This is a genomic window from Shinella sp. HY16 (genome assembly GCF_028534175.1).
GTDB lineage: Bacteria > Pseudomonadota > Alphaproteobacteria > Rhizobiales > Rhizobiaceae > Shinella.
Map to the genome: position 1 here is coordinate 3,054,722 of NZ_JAHYXL010000001.1, position 16,316 is coordinate 3,071,037.

At 63.4% G+C, this 16,316-nt stretch carries 17 protein-coding genes; 7 read left to right on the forward strand and 10 right to left on the reverse strand.

Annotated features, from left to right (window positions below):
- Positions 1–34: 34 nt before the first annotated feature.
- Entirely contained in the window at positions 35–481 is a 447-nt protein-coding gene (locus K0P03_RS15130) for a glyoxalase superfamily protein (RefSeq protein WP_050743759.1), read from the reverse strand.
- A 249-nt stretch (positions 482–730) separates the two neighbouring features.
- Between K0P03_RS15130 and K0P03_RS15135 the strand changes: the two genes are divergently transcribed.
- Positions 731–1,363, forward strand: a complete 633-nt coding sequence (locus K0P03_RS15135; protein ID WP_272789979.1) for a LysE family translocator — start codon at positions 731–733, stop codon at positions 1,361–1,363.
- Positions 1,364–1,405: 42 nt separating this feature from the next.
- Here the strand turns inward: K0P03_RS15135 and K0P03_RS15140 are convergent, their stop codons facing one another.
- The 3 genes from K0P03_RS15140 to odc2 all read right to left on the reverse strand — a co-directional run bounded on the left by K0P03_RS15140 (position 1,406) and on the right by odc2 (position 4,108).
- Positions 1,406–2,092, reverse strand: coding sequence for an OmpW/AlkL family protein (locus K0P03_RS15140; RefSeq protein WP_024270900.1), 687 nt, complete (start codon positions 2,090–2,092; stop codon positions 1,406–1,408).
- 200 nt (positions 2,093–2,292) lie between these two features.
- Entirely contained in the window at positions 2,293–2,883 is a 591-nt protein-coding gene (locus K0P03_RS15145; RefSeq protein WP_272789980.1) for a GNAT family N-acetyltransferase, read from the reverse strand.
- Between the two features lie 91 nt (positions 2,884–2,974).
- Positions 2,975–4,108: an ornithine/lysine decarboxylase gene (odc2, locus tag K0P03_RS15150; RefSeq protein ID WP_130514066.1), complete on the reverse strand. Its 1,134-nt coding sequence runs from the start codon at positions 4,106–4,108 to the stop codon at positions 2,975–2,977.
- Between the two features lie 559 nt (positions 4,109–4,667).
- Between odc2 and K0P03_RS15155 the strand changes: the two genes are divergently transcribed.
- From K0P03_RS15155 to K0P03_RS15165, 3 genes are all read left to right on the forward strand, one after another.
- The gene (locus tag K0P03_RS15155; protein ID WP_024270902.1) at positions 4,668–5,573 is read left to right on the forward strand and encodes a LysR family transcriptional regulator; all 906 of its coding nucleotides are present in this window, start codon (positions 4,668–4,670) and stop codon (positions 5,571–5,573) included.
- Positions 5,574–5,659: 86 nt separating this feature from the next.
- Positions 5,660–6,301, forward strand: coding sequence for a DUF1007 family protein (locus K0P03_RS15160; protein ID WP_272789981.1), 642 nt, complete (start codon positions 5,660–5,662; stop codon positions 6,299–6,301).
- Positions 6,295–7,302: a nickel/cobalt transporter gene (locus K0P03_RS15165; protein WP_272789982.1), complete on the forward strand. Its 1,008-nt coding sequence runs from the start codon at positions 6,295–6,297 to the stop codon at positions 7,300–7,302. The genes K0P03_RS15160 and K0P03_RS15165 overlap by 7 nt, the downstream gene beginning before the upstream one ends.
- 110 nt (positions 7,303–7,412) lie before the next feature.
- Here the strand turns inward: K0P03_RS15165 and K0P03_RS15170 are convergent, their stop codons facing one another.
- The 4 genes from K0P03_RS15170 to K0P03_RS15185 all read right to left on the reverse strand — a co-directional run bounded on the left by K0P03_RS15170 (position 7,413) and on the right by K0P03_RS15185 (position 9,872).
- Positions 7,413–7,631 carry a hypothetical protein gene (locus K0P03_RS15170; protein ID WP_050743754.1) on the reverse strand — a complete coding sequence of 73 codons (219 nt, stop codon included), beginning with the start codon at positions 7,629–7,631 and terminating at the stop codon, positions 7,413–7,415.
- Complete coding sequence (locus K0P03_RS15175) at positions 7,628–8,308, reverse strand: GNAT family N-acetyltransferase (protein WP_272789983.1); 681 nt, start codon at positions 8,306–8,308, stop codon at positions 7,628–7,630. The genes K0P03_RS15170 and K0P03_RS15175 overlap by 4 nt, the downstream gene beginning before the upstream one ends.
- A gap of 98 nt (positions 8,309–8,406) precedes the next feature.
- Positions 8,407–9,099, reverse strand: a complete 693-nt coding sequence (locus K0P03_RS15180) for a tellurite resistance TerB family protein (RefSeq protein WP_023512020.1) — start codon at positions 9,097–9,099, stop codon at positions 8,407–8,409.
- A gap of 134 nt (positions 9,100–9,233) precedes the next feature.
- Positions 9,234–9,872 (reverse strand): 2-dehydro-3-deoxy-phosphogluconate aldolase, encoded by a 639-nt coding sequence (locus K0P03_RS15185; RefSeq protein ID WP_272789984.1) that lies wholly within the window; start codon positions 9,870–9,872, stop codon positions 9,234–9,236.
- 153 nt (positions 9,873–10,025) lie between these two features.
- On the opposite strand from K0P03_RS15185, the gene K0P03_RS15190 reads away from it, so the two are divergent.
- Both K0P03_RS15190 and trhO read left to right on the forward strand, forming a co-directional pair.
- Positions 10,026–10,511, forward strand: a complete 486-nt coding sequence (locus K0P03_RS15190) for a CYTH domain-containing protein (RefSeq protein ID WP_023512018.1) — start codon at positions 10,026–10,028, stop codon at positions 10,509–10,511.
- Positions 10,512–10,560: 49 nt separating this feature from the next.
- Complete coding sequence (gene trhO / locus K0P03_RS15195; RefSeq protein WP_037408103.1) at positions 10,561–11,499, forward strand: oxygen-dependent tRNA uridine(34) hydroxylase TrhO; 939 nt, start codon at positions 10,561–10,563, stop codon at positions 11,497–11,499.
- On the opposite strand, the gene K0P03_RS15200 is transcribed toward trhO, so the two are convergent.
- Together K0P03_RS15200 and K0P03_RS15205 are read right to left on the reverse strand one after the other, a co-directional pair.
- Positions 11,500–13,695, reverse strand: a complete 2,196-nt coding sequence (locus K0P03_RS15200; RefSeq protein ID WP_272789985.1) for a putative bifunctional diguanylate cyclase/phosphodiesterase — start codon at positions 13,693–13,695, stop codon at positions 11,500–11,502.
- Positions 13,696–13,782: 87 nt separating this feature from the next.
- A complete protein-coding gene (locus tag K0P03_RS15205; RefSeq protein ID WP_272789986.1) occupies positions 13,783–15,156 on the reverse strand; it encodes a GH1 family beta-glucosidase in 1,374 nt (457 codons plus the stop codon).
- A gap of 207 nt (positions 15,157–15,363) precedes the next feature.
- Here K0P03_RS15205 and K0P03_RS15210 point away from each other — a divergent pair, with 207 nt between their 5' ends.
- Entirely contained in the window at positions 15,364–16,269 is a 906-nt protein-coding gene (locus tag K0P03_RS15210) for an HD-GYP domain-containing protein (protein WP_256370881.1), read from the forward strand.
- Positions 16,270–16,316: the final 47 nt, after the last annotated feature.

The window sequence follows — 16,316 nt, forward strand, 5'->3', positions numbered from 1 at the left end:
GGCATGGAGCGCTTTTGCGGAACGCCAGAAGGCCTCACCATTCGAGCTCGAGATGCGGCCGGCCGTTCGAGGTCTTTTCCGTGGTTCTGCCGGTTTCATCCACGGTGCAATGCACGCGCTGGCGGAAGGCGGAGAAACTATCGAAGGTCACCACATCCACCGGCTCATCGAAATGCAGCACCATGCGGTAGCGGCCGGGCTGGCCGGTCAGCGCCTGCACCCCGAGCACCTGTGCGTCGAAGGGTTGGCCGAGATAATGGCCGCGCACGCGAGCGCCCAGCATCCATGGATTGAACGGTGGCCGGTTGCCGACGACCGCATGCAGCGTGTTCCAGTCGCGAAAACCGTATTGGGCGGCGATGAGTTCGAGGGCGCGGGAATGGGAAATCGCCTGGTCGTCCTCGGAAAAGCGGGCGCGCAGCCGCTTTGCCTGATCTTTCAGGGCGTCAAGCGATGGAAGGGGCGTCGGTGATGGACGCATGTCAGATCTCCAGTCGGTGCATGCGTCGTTTCGGAGGGAGCCCGCATTGCCACCGGTTCGCATGCCTGATGCTGGAAGACCGATTTTTCTGAAAGAGAGACTTCACCAAAGCTTGCGCTCGCGGGCGGCAGGGGCTCTCACCCTAGCCCTGCACATAAGGCCTCGCCGGCCTCCTGTCAAATCAGGCCCGTATGGACCCTTGCAGGATTTCCGTTGGCGTGGGAGCAATCTCACCGGGAGGAACCGACCATGACGCTCATCACCCTGCTTGCCTTCGCCGCCGTTGCCTTCATCGGGATCGCCACGCCCGGCCCGACGGTGCTGTTGGCCCTCACAAACGGTTCGCGCTACGGCCTCCGGCGCGCCCTGCCCGGCATGGTCGGCGCCGTGCTGTCGGATTTCGTTCTGATCGGCGCGGTGGCGCTCGGTCTCGGCGCGCTGCTCGCCGCCTCCGAATTCTGGTTCTCCGTCGTCAAATGGCTGGGCGCCACCTATCTCGCCTTCCTCGGCATCCAGATGCTGCGCTCCACCGGCTCGCTCAGCCGGGCGCTCGATGCAGCGCCGGCAAATCTCGGCTCCTCAAGGGCGATCTTCGCCAAAAGCTTCCTCGTCGCCGTCACCAATCCGAAGGGCTATCTCTTCTTCTCGGCTTTCCTGCCGCAGTTCATCGATCCCGCGGCTGCGCAGGCGCAGCAATATGTACTGCTCGCACTCACCTTCGCGGCAATCGATTTTCTTGTCATGTTCGGCTATGCGGCACTCGGCTCGCAGGCCGTGCGTCTTTTGAAGACATCCGGCGCCATATGGCTCGACCGCATCTGCGGCGGCGTGCTTTTGGCGCTCGCCGGATCCCTCGCCTTCTACCGTCGCGCAACGGGCTGATGCGCCTGCTCCGCCCGGCTGGGACGGAGCAGGTCGATCATTCTAGAACCGATAGGTGACACCCGCACCGACCAGCCAGGGATTGAGCTTCGCCTTGCCGGTGAGCGGCGCCCCGTCGAGATCAACTTTCCATTTGGGCTCGAGGAAGATCTTCTTCACGTCGAAGTTCACGCCCCAATGCTCGTCCAGCATATAGTCGAAACCGACCTGCAGGGCCGCGCCCAGCTTGTTCTCGATGTCGAGATTGGAGAACTTGCCCGAGCCGGACTGCTCGTAGAACAGGCTGTAGTTCACCCCGGCACCGACATAGGGCTTGAACGCACCGAAATCGGTGAAGTGGTACTGCAGGGTCACCGTCGGCGGGAGCAGCCAGGCCTTGCCCACCTTGCCAAGCCCCTTGATCCCACCATCCGCATGCACATTCGCATAGGTCGTGCCGAGAATGAGTTCGGCCGCGATGTTGTCGGTGAAGAAGTAGGAGATGTCGAGTTCCGGGATGACCGTGTCCGAATAGGAAAGGTCGGACCCCGGGATACCGTTCACGAAGCCGGAATCGTTCGTGATGACGCCAAGACCGCGCACACGGATCTGCCAGGGGCTCTGCGCTGCGAAATCAACCGTCGCCTCCGGCGGCGCCATGCGCTCCTCAAGGTCAGCTGCGGCAGCCTGTCCGGCCAGCAGCGCCAGGCCGGCGGCAAGGGCGGCACGCCCCATCCAATTTCCCTTCATGTCGTCTCTCCATCAAACGCGACTCGTCTTTGCGAGGGCGACTATGAAGCGAGGCGGCACGGTGGTCCTTTGAGATGGATCAAACAGCGACACATGAAAGGAGGGATTGGCGAGAAATTCGCGCCAATCTTGACAATTGCCCAATTAAAACAATGGCAGACATCAAACGGAAGAGGGCCGGCCGGTCGCCGGCCCGAATGTCAGGCCGCCTTGCGCGGCTCCGTCACCATCCGCCGACGTCCGCCTGCGACGAGCACGCCGGCAGCACCGTCCAGCCAGCCGTCCTTCAGCTCCAGCGCGAGAAAGCGGCGACGCTCGAACGGACCAGGCATGACGAGATGCTGTGCCTTATCGGCAAAGAAACCGAAGCGCTCGTAATATTCCGGATCGCCCACCAGCAGCACGGCCCCGTGACCACGGCCCTGCGCCTCGGTGATCGCAGCCCGCATCAGCGCACCGCCGATGCCCTTGCCTTCGTGCTCGCAATCGACGGCAAGTGGACCGAGCAGCAGCGCCGGCACGGCATTGCCTTCGGAATCGACCCCGGCCTCGACATTCCACAGACGCACGGTGCCGATGACGTGGCCGTCCAGATCCCGCGCGACAAGCGCGAGACCTTCGGCCGGCATGCGGCCGCGGCGGATCTTTTCCGACGACTTGCGGAAGCGGGCTTCGCCCATGACGCGATCGAGCAGACGCTCGCGCGCAACGACGTCGCCGGCATTTTCCTGGTCGATGGTGAAGGCGGCATGCGCGAAGAACGCGCGGACAGAATCAAGAACAGTGGCCATCTCTGGGCCTCCCGCACTCAAAACCGATTCAAACGGTATCCAGAACAAATTGTGAGGGTGGCGCTCCCGCAGGGACGGGAGCGCCGGGTGGTCAGATCACGTAGGCCTTGAGCGGCTCGAAGCCGTTGAAGGCGACGGCCGAGTAGGTCGTCGTGTAGGCGCCGGTGCCTTCGATCAGAACCTCGTCGCCGATCGAAAGCGAGACCGGCAGCGGATACATGTTCTTCTCGTACATCACGTCGGCCGAATCGCAGGTCGGGCCGGCGAGAACGCAGGGCTCCATCTCGTCCTGATCGCGCGCGGTGCGGATCGGGTAGCGGATCGCCTCGTCCATGGTTTCGGCGAGACCGCCGAACTTGCCGATGTCGAGGAAGACCCAGCGATGGTTGTCGTTGTCCGACTTCTTCGAGACGAGAACGACCTCCGCCTTGATGACACCCGCATTGCCGACCATGCCGCGGCCCGGCTCGATGATGGTTTCCGGGATCTGGTTGCCGAAGTGCTTCTTCAGCGCGCCGAAGATCGCCTTGCCATAAGCTTCGGCAGACGGGACGTCACGCAGGTACTTCGTCGGGAAGCCGCCGCCCATGTTGACCATCTTGAGCTCGATGCCCTGCTTGGCAAGCTGCACGAAGACGCGCTTGGCATCGGCAAGCGCCGAATCCCAGGCATCGACCTTCGTCATCTGCGAGCCGACATGGAACGATACGCCATAGGAGACGAGACCGTTCTGGTGGGCATAGACGAGCACGTCGACGGCCATCTGCGGTACGCAGCCGAACTTGCGCGACAGCGGCCATTCCGCACCTTCGCCATCCGTCAGGACACGGCAGAACACGCGTGCACCGGGAGCGGCACGGGAAATCTTCTCGACTTCCTCATGGCTGTCGACGGCAAAGAGCGAAACGCCGAGCGCATGCGCCTTGGCGACGTCGCGTTCCTTCTTGATCGTGTTGCCGAAGGAGATGCGGCTCGGGGTGGCACCGGCGTCGAGCGCCATTTCGATTTCGGCGACGGACGCGCAATCGAAGTTGGAGCCCATGGAGGCGAGCAGGCGCAGGACTTCCGGGGCCGGGTTGGCCTTGACAGCGTAGTAGATGGAGCTGTCGGGCAGCGCGTGGCGGAACGCCTTGAAATTGTCACGCACGACATCGAGGTCGACCACGAGGCACGGGCCGTCGGGACGTCGGGTGTTCAGGAAGTCGATAATACGTGCAGAGGTCATTTCGGTATTCCCCATATCCAGGTTGCTCCGGGAAAACCCCAGAGGACAAAGGGCAGATACGAGCACGCTCTGGAACCAGCCGGTGGAGACCCCGGAACCAAGCATGCGCATCATGCGCGAACGGTGAACCAAAGCCCGCCTAGGCTTTGATTCGGCTTTGTCTGCCATGGATTGGCGGGAGAACCCGACCGCACGTCCGGCAATGAAGGTGTGCCTCTTCAGTAACCCCGGCTGTTGGAAAGCCGGCAGACACCAGAAAGGCCCGCACCGTCGTTGCTTCAAGATGTCCTCGCTCTTCCGGTTGGCCGGAGAAACGACTGGAGGGGTTAGTTCCAGGTACCTTACCGAGTTCCTCACCAAATCGAGGGTCGGCGGACACCCACAGGCACGTGCGACTTTGGGCAAGGCGGGAGATAAGAAGAATCGCTGTCGTAATCAAGAGGTTTTTTGCGGAACGCTATTGAAAATATTCTGACAGCCACGACATTCGCCGAACTGGTTTTCACAGAATGGTGATTACGCCCCGGCCACCGTTTCGGCCGCAGCCGCATGGGGACACATGGATACTCTGACCCGAATCCGGGCCTTCATAGACGTCGTGGACGCCGAGGGCTTTTCCGCCGCCTCCCGCAAGACCGGCCGGTCCAAGGCGCTGCTGTCGAAATATGTGCGTGAGCTGGAGGACGAATTGGGCACGCTGCTCCTCAACCGCACCACGCGCCAGTTCTCTATGACCGAGGCCGGCCACACCTACTACCGCACCGCCTCCGATATCCTGAAGGAGATCGACAATCTTGCCGATCTCGTGCGCGAGAAGAACACCGACCTGCGCGGCAAGCTGAAGGTTTCCGCGCCACGTACCTTCGTCGATGCCGACATCGGCCAGTCAATCATCGATTTCGGCAAGGAGCACCCGGAACTCTCGCTGGAAATCGTCTCGGACGACCGCTTCGTCGATCTCGTTGAAGAAGGTTTCGACGTGGCCGTCCGCATTACGCGCCTGGAAGACTCGGCCCTCATCGCGCGCAAACTCGGCGATTTCTACCTGAAGATCTGCGTCAGCGCGGAGTTCCTGGAGCGGGTCGGCCCGATCAACCACCCAAGCGACCTTGCCCGCCTGCCCTGCATCATCGACACCAACGGCAAGTCGCACAGCAACTGGCGCTTCATCGACGAGAAGGGCGCGGGCTTTTCCGTGCCTGTCGGCGGCCATATCGAGGTGAACAGCCCGACGGCAGCCGTGCGCGCGGCGGCCAGTGGCCTCGGCGTCGCACAGGTGCCGGCCTTCATCGCCCGCCATTGCCTCGACAGCGGCAAGATCGTTTCGATCCTGGAGGATTACCTACCGACAGACCGCGGCATCTACGCGATCTATCCGCACCGCCGCTACCTGCCCGCGAAGGTGCGCACCTTCGTCGACTTCCTGCACGGCTGGTTCCGCCGCAATCCCGGCATCGAAGCATAAGGTGCCGCGGCGAGGTCCCAATTCCGACCCATTTGCGTTACATTCAGCCGGTCGATTCTGAACGCTGCCGCGAGAGGATATACCCCATGCGATTCCTCCCCCTCCTCGTTGCCGGAGCAGCCTTCCTTGCCCCGGCTGCGGCCTTTGCCCATCCGCATATCTTCGCGGAAGCGCGGCTTGAAGTGGTGGCCGGCGAAGACGGCACGGTCAGCGAATTGCGCAATGTCTGGCGTTTCGACGAAATGTTCTCGGCCAGCGTCGTGATGGATTTCGACAAGAACAGCAATGCCGCGCTCGATCCGGACGAACTGGCGGAAGTCGGCCAGACTGTTCTCGAGTCGCTGGAAGAGTTCAGCTACTACACGACGATCACCGAGGATGGGAAATCCATCAAGATCGCCAAGCCCGACGCGATCAACGTCGACTACAAGGAAGGGCAGCTCCTGATGTTCTTCACCGTCAAGCCAGGCGAAGCCATGCCCCTCAAGGGCAAGCTCACCTTCGGCGTCTATGACCCCACCATGTACGCTGCCATGGACTTCGCCTCGGACGACGACCTCATCGCCGTCGGCGACAAGTTCACTGCCTGCAAGCGGGCGGTCGTGCGGCCGGATGCGGACGAGGTGCTCGCTCAGAACCAGGACAGCCTGACGGAAGCCTTCTTCAACGATCCCGCGGGCACCGACATGTCGAAACTCTTCGCCACCCGTCTGGAGCTGACATGCTGACCCGCGGCCGGGCTCTTGCCCTTCTCACGCTGACAGTCGCGATCGCGACCGCTGCCGGTCTTGCCCACGCACAGTCGCCACTCGGCATCGGCTCGGCGGAGCCGGGTTTCAACACGACCGGCACCTTCGGCAGCCTGTTCGGCTGGATCAACGCCCAGCAGCAGGGCTTCTACCGCGCCATGACCGGCGCACTAAAGGAGATGCGCGAGAACCCCTGGGCAGCGTCCACACTGGTCGGCCTCTCCTTCGCCTATGGCGTCTTCCATGCCGCCGGCCCCGGCCACGGCAAGGCCGTCATCTCCTCCTACATGCTGGCAAACGAGGTGGAGCTGAAGCGCGGCGTTGCTCTCTCCTTCCTCTCCTCGATCCTGCAGGGCATCGTCGCGATCCTGCTCGTCGGCGCGGCCTATCTCTTCCTGCGCGGCACCACGGTCTCGATGACCGATGCCACCCGCGCACTCGAAATCGGCAGCTACGCCCTCATCGCCCTTTTCGGCGCCTGGCTGCTCTTCCGCAAGCTGCGACCGGCGGAACGACGGGCCTCGGCGCTTGGCGCGCAGGCGGTCGAGGTACACGATCACGACCATCGCGACCATGCGCATCATCACCACCATGCCGGGGAGATCTGCTCGACCTGCGGCCATGCCCATGCACCGGATCCCTCGCTCCTGAAGGGTGAGCGCTTTGCACTGCGCGAGGCCTGGTCGGCCATCGTCGCCGTCGGTCTCAGGCCCTGCTCGGGTGCGCTGATCGTGCTCAGCTTCGCGCTTCTGAACGGCCTCTATCTCGGCGGCCTGCTCGCCGTCTTCGCCATGTCTATCGGTACCGCGATCACCGTCTCCACCCTCGCCACGCTCGCCGTCACGGCCAAAGGCGCGGCCGTTCGTTTCGCCGGCAACGGTTCGGCCGCCGCCCGCGTGGGTAGCGCCATCGAGATCGGTGGCGCAGCGCTGGTCATGGTCCTTGGATTGCTCCTGCTCGGCGCTGCACTGCAGGGCTGATAACAGCGCCCTCGATCATTTGCAGGAAAGTGCGAAGCGTTTTCCGTTCGGAAATGCGTTAAAACAAAGAGATCGAGTGTTTTCGCGATTCAGAGAAAAACGGAAACGCTCTAGTCGCCGCGGCTGCGCTGATAGCGCGCCCGGAGCCAGAAGAGCAGGAAAAAGCCGAGCACGAGCAGCGCGCCGAAGACGCCCGCCAGCCATGGCGAGACATCGCCAAGCGCGATCATCACCCGCGGCAGGAAATAGAACACCGCGCCCGTGCCGAGCAGAATGAAGAGCGCTGCCAGCGCCGGCGACTTGCCCTTGCGTTCCGGTGCTTCGGTCATGCTGCAATCTCCGCGCGGATGTCTTCCAGGCGACGTTTCTGCTGGCCGTCGGCACCGAAATTGTCAGGCGAGAGCCAGGCGTCGAAAGCCTTGGCAAGAAGTGGCCACTCCCCGTCGATGATCGAGAACCATGCGGTATCGCGGTTCTCGCCCTTGGACAGCATATGCTGGCGGAAGACGCCCTCGAAGGTGAAGCCGAGGCGGGCGGCGGTGCGCTTGCTGGCCTCGTTGCCGTTGTGGCATTTCCATTCGTAGCGGCGATAACCGAGATCCTCGAAAGCGTGCTTGGCAAGCAGGTATTGCGCCTCGGTCGAGAGCGGCGAGCGGGACATGCCGCCACCATGGGCGATGCCGCCAATCTCAACGACGCCGTTTGCCGGGTCGGGCCGCATGTAATGCGCCATCCCGACAACCTCGCCGGCCGCCTTGTCGATGATCACCTCGCGCACCCAGCCGGACGTGATGACCGCTTCCGACCAGGAATCAAAATCCTCGATGCTGGCGAAATCGGCCTGCGTGAAATAGCGCAGCAGCGGGTTGATCTGCATGCCACCGAAGGCCTCCCAGAGGGCCTTTAGGTGTTTTTCCCGCTGGTAGGGCTCAAGACGCACGGTACGGCCTTCGAGGGTGACGGGCGCCGGCGGCGGGCAGCCTTTCCAATCCTTGAGGTCGCGCATGAAAATCCTCCTTCGGTCCTTGCCGAAGGGATAGAGCAGCGCGCGGGCGCGCGCAATGTTGAAAGCGGGGAGCGGCGTTCCGCCGCTCCGCCAAATCCTCAGACGGTGGCGGCGGAAACCGTCGCCTCGATGTGGTCGACCAGCGCATCGGCAAGGCCGAGGCGGCCGGCGAGCAGGTCGAGATAGCCGCGTTCGGCGCGCGACTTCGGCTCGATGGCGAGGCGCGAGGCTGTGTAGAGTTCGACGCGCTGCTCTTCGGTCGTCGCAGCAGCGATGATCGCGTCGAGATCGACCGGGTTGGCCAGCTCCTCTTCGAGGAACTGCGTGGCATCCGCACCGAGGCCGGAAACCTTCAGCTTGTCCATGATGCGGGCGCGCTCGGCCTCGTCGATATGGCCGTCGGCACGCGAGGCGGCGATCATGGCGCGCACGAGGATGAGAGCGAAATCCGTGCTGACGGCTTCAGGATGGAAGCCGGAATCGGTCGGCGGCGGCAAGAGCTCTGGCGTTCCGCCCTGCGTCGTCTCGACCGGGTTCTGGCCGGCCTTGTAGTTCTTGTAGGCCTGGTAGCCGAGGCCGGCGATGGCGGCAAGGCTACCGATCTTCAGCGCGGAGCCGGCCACCTGACGTCCGGTGCCCGTACCGAGAAGAACGCCGGCGATGGCGATCGAGGCAAGTGGATTGTCCTTGGCGAGCTGCGTCACCTGGCCCGCGCGGTCGCGCACGGATCCGCCGGCACCAGGCACCTGCGAACCGAGGAACTGGTCAAGCAACTTCTTGGCGTCAAACATGGGCGGTCTCCGTTTCACTTGTTCTCTTGCATCGCAAGGGCCGACAGCAAGGCAAGATAGGAATGCACGCCCTGAATTACAAATGCATAACGGGCGACCAAGGGGCGCCCGTCTGCAAAACCGCTGAACCTGCCTCAGCCCTTAAGGGCCGACGCTTCCGCGGCGAGCTTGGTGATGCCCGCCCAGTCACCCTTGGCAACGAGGTCCTTCGGTGCCACCCAGGAGCCGCCGACGCAGACGACATTCGGCAGCGAGAGGTAGTCGCGGGCATTCGCGAGCGAAATGCCACCCGTCGGGCAGAACAGCGTGCCGGCGAGCGGCGAGGACAGCGATTTCAGGTAAGCGGCTCCGCCCGCCTGCTCGGCCGGGAAGAACTTCAGAACCTGATAGCCCTCTTCGCGAAGGCCCATGACCTCGCTGGCCGTGGCAGCACCCGGCAGCAGGGGGATGTCGCTGTCGGCAGCCGCGTCGATCAGCTCCTGCGTCGTGCCGGGGCTGACGATGAACTGCGAGCCGGCCTCGACCGCCGCCTCGAACTGCGCAGCATTGAGGATCGTGCCGGCACCGGCAACGGCACCTTCAACCTCGTTGGCGACCGCGCGGATCGCCTCCAGCGCGGCGGGCGTGCGCAGCGTGATTTCGATGGCCTTGAGGCCGCCCGCCACCAGCGCGCGCGCCAGCGGAACGGCAGTCGAGAGGTCCTCGATGACCAGCACCGGCACCACCGGCTGCAGCTTCAGGACGGAAAGGAGCTTGGCGTTCTTCTCGCTCATGGCACGACCTTTTAAAACGATTGAATTTTGACCCGAATAGCGCGTCTGCGACGTCGTGTCGAGCCTAAAGCATGAAGGCTTCTCTTGTCATGACAGACTTATCGTGTAGTGTTCCCCTCGCCCAAGCCCATCTCCAACTGCGAAAGCGAGCCTATGGCGAAAGAGATCGAGCGGAAGTTCCTGGTATCGGGGCAGCGGTGGCGTACCTTCGCAGACGAAGGCATCGCCATACGGCAGGCCTATATTGTCGCCCAGGACGACCGGTCTCTACGGGTCCGCATCTACGGCAACGGGCAGTCACGCATTACCCTCAAGGTCGGACACACCGCGCTCGTACGCGATGAATACGAGTTCGAAATCGACCGCGACGAGGCTGAGGACATGCTGCGCCATGCCATCGGCAACGTCATCCAGAAAGTCCGCTACAAGGTGCCGCACGAGGGCCACGTCTGGGAAGTCGATGTCTATGAGGGCGCCCATCGCGGGCTTGTCATCGCCGAGGTAGAGCTTGCCTCGATCCATGACGATCCGGAGCTGCCCAACTGGGTGGGCCGGGAAGTGACGGGCGAAAGCCAGTATTCCAACCAGTCCATGGCGCTCGGCATCAGCGACGGCGCGCGGCTGCATCAGCTCGCCTGAGCCGCTACGCCGCATTGCCTGAAAAGCGGCGAGGTTGTATGTGGCGGCCATGACCCACGAGATTTCTTCGCCCGTCCCGGCCAGCGGCTTTCTTGTCGCCGCGCTCTATCATTTCGTCGCGGTTCCGCGCTTTGCCGAACTGCGCCCCCCCCTGCAGGCGCTTTGCGAGGAAAACGGCGTGCGCGGGACGCTGCTGCTCGCCCATGAGGGCATCAACGGCACGATCGCCGGCCCGGCCGATGGCCTCCGCCGTGTGCTCGCCTTCCTGCGCAGCCAGCCGGAATTCGCCGCACTGGAACACAAGGAAAGCCACGCGGCCGAGATGCCCTTCCTGCGCATGAAGGTGCGGCTGAAGAAGGAGATCGTCACGATGGGCGTCGAGGACATCGACCCCACGCGTTCCGTCGGCACCTATGTGGCGCCCGAGAACTGGAATGCGCTGATCTCCGACCCGGAGACGATCGTCATCGACACGCGCAACGACTACGAGACCGCGATCGGCATGTTCAAGGGCGCCGTGGATCCGAACACCAAGACCTTCCGCGAGTTTCCGGACTGGGTGCGGGAGAATACCGGCCTGCACAACAAGCCGAAGATCGCCATGTACTGCACCGGCGGCATCCGCTGCGAGAAGGCGACCGCCTTCATGAAGGAACAGGGGTTCGACGAGGTCTACCATCTGAAAGGTGGCATCCTGAAATATCTCGAGGAAGTGCCCGCAGAAGAAAGTCTCTGGGAAGGTGCGTGTTTCGTCTTCGACGAGCGCGTCTCCGTATTGCATGGCCTGGAAGAGGGCGAGCACAGGCTCTGCCGCGCCTGCCGCCATCCGCTGACGGCAGAAGAGATCACTTCGCCGCTTTACGAGGCCGGCGTCTCCTGTCCGCACTGCCACGCAGCACGCAGCGAGGACGATCGCCTGCGCTTCCGTCAGCGCCAGTTGCAGATGGACCTTGCGAAGAAACGCGGCGAACGCCACCTCGGAAAATAATCAGCCGGCCGCAGCCTCGATATCGGCCGGCGGAGCGAGCAGATCGCTGATCGCCGCCTCGCTCATTGGCCTGCCGAAGAAATAGCCCTGCAGCTGGTCGCAGCCGCACAGATGGAGGAAGGCGGCCTGTTCCGCCGTCTCCACCCCCTCGGCCGTCACCGGCATGTCGAAGGATGTGGCGAGCGCCACCGTCGCCTGCAGCATTGCGCCGCCCTTCGGCGACTGCTCGCCGGCAATCGTGAGCGAGCGGTCGATCTTCATGCGGTCGAAGCCGAAGCGGATGAGATAGCCGATGCTGGAAAAGCCGGCGCCGAAATCATCGAGCGCGATACGCACGCCACCGGCCTTCAGCCGGTCCATGACGAGTTTCGCCCGGCCTGGGTTCTGGATGAAATAGCCCTCGGTGATTTCCAGCGTCACACGGGACGGCGCAATGCCCGCCTCCGCGATGATGCTCAGCGCCCGGTCCGGGAAATAGGGATTGCGGAACTGCGCCGGCGACAGGTTGATCGAGACGCCCACCTCCGGCCAGTTGCGTGCCGCCTCGCAGGCCCGCTTCAGGACAAGCGGCCCGAGCGCATCGATGATGCCGGTCGATTCCGCCAAGGGGATGAAGACGTCCGGCGGCACGGGCTTCGTTCCGCCGCGCGACCAGCGGGCAAGTGCCTCGACGCCGCAGATGGTCCGGCTCCGCGCGGCGACGATCGGCTGGAACACGACGTCGATCTCACCGCGCGCAACGGCGGACCGCAAGGCCTCCTCCATCTCCCGCCGCTCGTCACGGTCGTCGTCCATCAGTGTTTCATAGTGCATGGCGCGGCCGCGGCCGGCATGCTTGGCGCGGTACATGGCGACATCCGCCCGCCGCAGAAGCTCCTCGCCGCCGACGCCGCCCCGGCGCGAGACAGCAAGGCCGATGCTGGCACCGACCACGGCAACGCGCTCGCCGATTGCGAGAGGTTCGGAGAAGAAATCCAGAATGGACCGGGTGAGACGCTCAGCCTCCGGCCCGTCGGGCCCGTCGATGAAAGCGATGGCGAATTCATCGCCGCCGATGCGGGCCAGCATGGCTTTGGCCGGAACGAGACGCGAGAGCCCGGCCGAAACCCCGCGTATCAGCCGGTCGCCGACCGCATGGCCATAGAAATCGTTGACATCCTTGAAACCGTCGAGGTCGAGATAGAGCATCACGACGTCGCCCTCCTCCTCCGTCGCACGGCCATTCAGCTCGTCAAGGCCGAGATAGAGGCCGGTGCGGTTCCGGAGGCCGCTCAGCCTGTCGGTGAGAGCCTGGGTCCGGGCCGTGTTCTCGTCCGCCTTGAGACGGATCGTAAAGGCCGCGCCGGTCAAAACGAGAAGCACGAAAAAGAAGACGACACCGGCCAGCGCCAGCAGCACCAGGGGACGCACTTGCGCATAGCTCTGGTCACCCGGCGCATCCGGTGTCCAGGAAAGAAAACCGATGGCCCTGCCGCCCGGATCGTTCAGCGGAACGGCGAGGCCTGCCGGCGGGGCGGCCTCGGTCAGCATCAGGCCCGAGATCAGGAAGTTGTCGGCGATGCGGGCAATGCGGGCCGGTGTCAGGTGCCGGATGATGAAGAGCGTGCGCAGGGCCTCCGAGGGTGCCTTGACCGCATCGGACATCGGCCGGATCGCGGAAATGGCGCCGACGGCCGGCCCGTCCGGCGTTTGCAGGAAGGCCCCCAATTCTTCGCCCGGATCGAGCCCGGCCTCAAGGATCTTGCGGTGCATGTCCGTGAAGGTCGGGCCGCCATAGGCGCGTGCATCGGCCTCGACAGGCGCACCATTGCGATAGGCAAGCATCGTCTTGCCCGCTTCATCGATCAGAAAGACCGTGTCGAAGAGCGGCCCGCCTTCCGTGGCAACCCCCATATTGGCAACCAGCCACGGCATATCGGGCGTGCCGTAGGTGGCCTGCACCGCGTCGTCCCAGACGGCATAGTCGCGTACGGTGGTGACCATGGAACTGCGCATGGAGGAGAGCGCGCCAAACACCGTCTGGCGCGTGCGCTCCGCATCGAGCTCGTTCGCCCGGTTCGCAAGGAAGCCGAGCGCCATCATGACGAGCACGGTCGCAAGGCTGACGACGACGGCAAAGGAGGCCAGAACGCCCAGTACGACTGCAAGCCGTCGGGCGCCGATCATGCCAGAAAGGTGGCGCGCTAGCCGCAGCATCGTCTTCTCCAACCAAGCGGAAATGATGCGGCAGAACCGTTATGAATCCTTTACGGCCGGCACGACAATACAAGGGAGTGCGGGCCGCTAGGCGGCCCGATGATTGCCCTTGGGAAAGGCCCCGGCAAGTTCGGCATACCACTTGCCGCTTTTCTTGACCGTACGGACCTGCGTGCCATAGTCGACATGCACGATGCCGAAGCGCATCCGGTACCCTTCGGCCCATTCGAAATTGTCCATGAGGCTCCAGGCAAAATAGCCGCGCATCGGATAGCCTTCACGGATGAGATCTGCCGTAACGCCGAGATGTTCGGCGATGTAGTCGAGGCGCGGCTGGTCGTCGACCGCACCGTTTTCGACCTCCATATTGTAGCAGGCGCCGTTTTCCGTGATGTAACAGGCGGGCAGCGCATAATCCGCATTGAGCTTGCGGATGAGATCCCCGAGCGCCGGCGCAAACACCTCCCAGCCTATATCCGTCCTGATGTCGGTAACCGGCGGTGCCGGCACGGTCGCAGGGAATTCCGCCCCTTCCGACACATCGTGCGCAACCCGCATCGGCGTATAATAATTGAGCCCCCACCAGTCGAGCGGCTGGCTGATCGTCTCCATGTCGCCCGGCTCGATCGCCGGCATGCGATCGCCGAGCGCCGAGAGGAAGCTTTCGGGATATTCACCCTTGAAGACCGGCCCGAAGAAGACGCCGTTGTGAAAATCGAAAGCGCGCGTGGCCGCCGCCAGGTCGGCTTCCCCGGCGCTACCGGCATAGATGGAATGCGCATTGAGAACGAGACCGGTGGCAAGCTGCGGGCGCTCCGCGCGGATCGCCGCAACACCGAGGCCATGCGCCAGGTTGGTAAAGTGCAGGGCGTGCAGCGCGGCGTCCATGTTGCGCTCACCCGGTGCGTGAATGCCGTAGAGATGGCTTAGCCAGACGGAACACCAGGGCTCATTGAAGGTCGCGACCGCATCCAGCCGGTCGCCCAGCCGGGCGATCACGGTCTTCGCATAACGCTGGTAGGCATAGGCCGTCTGCCGCTCCGTCCAGCCGCCATCGCCGGCCAGCATCAACGGCAGGTCCCAGTGATAAAGCGTCGCAAAGGCCTTGATGCCACGTGCCTTCAGGCCATCCACGAGGCGATCGTAGAAATCCAGCCCCTTCTCGTTCACCGGCCCCGTGCCTTCGGGGATGACGCGCGGCCAGGCGATGGAGAACCGGTAGGCCGACACGCCGAGCGACTGGATGAGATCGAGGTCCTCTTCCAGCCGGTTGTAGTGATCGCAGGCCACATCGCCATTGTGCCGGCCATAGACACGGCCCGGCATGTTGGCAAACGCATCCCAGATAGAGGGCTTGCGACCATCCAGCTTCGTAGCGCCCTCGATCTGGAAAGCCGCCGTCGCCACGCCGAACACGAAATCGCCGGGAAAGCGGTCGGCAAGGATCTTGGGATCGTTCATTGTCGTCTTTCATGCGCGGCAAACGCTTGTCATTGAAACTGCAACGTTGCAGTAAGAGTCCTGGCCGCAAAAATCAATACCTTTCGCATTCAGCCGAATTTTGTAACTTGCAGCAAAGGGTCGCAAGACTCGTCAAACAGGGATTGCTTAAACAAAGGTTAGGAACTTGTCCCTTAAACTACCAATAGCTGGGACGGAGACACTGGCGTGGTACGACGAATTGCGAAGCATCTCGTGCGGAAGGGCATGTTCGTAGAATCGCTGGAATGCCCGAACGCCGAATTTTCAGGGCGTCGCTTCCTTGTCCAGTCCGACGAAACCGTACGGGCGATCCTGGCGACTTCCGCCGCCTATGCCCTGATCAATCCACAAAAAAGCACGGTGGACATAGACCTCGCCACCGGCCCCGCCCCTGCAACGCAAGCCGCCGAAGAGCGCAAGCGCACGCTGGAGACAGTGGCAGAATCGGCCCGATCCCTGCGCACCAGCTTCGACGCAGCGAGAACCGGTCAGCTGGAAATCGACGCACTATCCCCGGTCGCCGACGAGATTTCCGAGCGTATCGACGCCGACCCCGATGTCTTCCTGAAGGTCACGCGCCTGAAGACGAAGGACGAGGGCACCTACGTGCATTCGCTGGCTGTCAGTGCGCTGATGATGCGCCTTGCCCGCCTGCTCGGCCATGACGACAGCGCCGTGCGCGAGCTCGGCGTTGCAGGCTTGCTGCACGATGTCGGCAAGCTGATGATCCCGAATGCCGTTCTCAACAAGAGCGGCCGGCTGGACAGCGACGAAAAACGCCTGGTGCGCGGCCATCCCGAACTCGGATATCGCCTGCTGAAGGAGCAGGCCAACGTTTCCGATCTGGTGCTCGACATCTGCCGATACCATCACGAAACCCTGGATGGCAGCGGCTACCCGCTCGGTCTCAAGGCCGACAAGCTGAGCCAGGAAATCCGGATCGCCACCATCTGCGACGTCTTCGAGGCCCTGACGAGCACCCGTCCCTACAAGCGGCCGTGGACTACACGGGACGCCCTGAACTGGATGTTCGACCGAGGCCACCTGTTCGACAAGAAACTGGTGATCCGCCTCGGCAGCATTTTTGCCTGAAAGGTACCCGGCCGCCACCCCTGGAGGCGGCGACCGGCGATCAAAAA

Bases quoted from the DNA above. Each gene is read 5' to 3' on its own strand.
- K0P03_RS15130 (WP_050743759.1), bottom strand. From the start codon at position 481: ATGCGTCCATCACCGACGCCCCTTCCATCGCTTGACGCCCTGAAAGAT.
- K0P03_RS15135 (WP_272789979.1), top strand. From the start codon at position 731: ATGACGCTCATCACCCTGCTTGCCTTCGCCGCCGTTGCCTTCATCGGG.
- K0P03_RS15140 (WP_024270900.1), bottom strand. From the start codon at position 2,092: ATGAAGGGAAATTGGATGGGGCGTGCCGCCCTTGCCGCCGGCCTGGCG.
- K0P03_RS15145 (WP_272789980.1), bottom strand. From the start codon at position 2,883: ATGGCCACTGTTCTTGATTCTGTCCGCGCGTTCTTCGCGCATGCCGCC.
- odc2 (WP_130514066.1), bottom strand. From the start codon at position 4,108: ATGACCTCTGCACGTATTATCGACTTCCTGAACACCCGACGTCCCGAC.
- K0P03_RS15155 (WP_024270902.1), top strand. From the start codon at position 4,668: ATGGATACTCTGACCCGAATCCGGGCCTTCATAGACGTCGTGGACGCC.
- K0P03_RS15160 (WP_272789981.1), top strand. From the start codon at position 5,660: ATGCGATTCCTCCCCCTCCTCGTTGCCGGAGCAGCCTTCCTTGCCCCG.
- K0P03_RS15165 (WP_272789982.1), top strand. From the start codon at position 6,295: ATGCTGACCCGCGGCCGGGCTCTTGCCCTTCTCACGCTGACAGTCGCG.
- K0P03_RS15170 (WP_050743754.1), bottom strand. From the start codon at position 7,631: ATGACCGAAGCACCGGAACGCAAGGGCAAGTCGCCGGCGCTGGCAGCG.
- K0P03_RS15175 (WP_272789983.1), bottom strand. From the start codon at position 8,308: ATGCGCGACCTCAAGGATTGGAAAGGCTGCCCGCCGCCGGCGCCCGTC.
- K0P03_RS15180 (WP_023512020.1), bottom strand. From the start codon at position 9,099: ATGTTTGACGCCAAGAAGTTGCTTGACCAGTTCCTCGGTTCGCAGGTG.
- K0P03_RS15185 (WP_272789984.1), bottom strand. From the start codon at position 9,872: ATGAGCGAGAAGAACGCCAAGCTCCTTTCCGTCCTGAAGCTGCAGCCG.
- K0P03_RS15190 (WP_023512018.1), top strand. From the start codon at position 10,026: ATGGCGAAAGAGATCGAGCGGAAGTTCCTGGTATCGGGGCAGCGGTGG.
- trhO (WP_037408103.1), top strand. From the start codon at position 10,561: ATGACCCACGAGATTTCTTCGCCCGTCCCGGCCAGCGGCTTTCTTGTC.
- K0P03_RS15200 (WP_272789985.1), bottom strand. From the start codon at position 13,695: ATGCTGCGGCTAGCGCGCCACCTTTCTGGCATGATCGGCGCCCGACGG.
- K0P03_RS15205 (WP_272789986.1), bottom strand. From the start codon at position 15,156: ATGAACGATCCCAAGATCCTTGCCGACCGCTTTCCCGGCGATTTCGTG.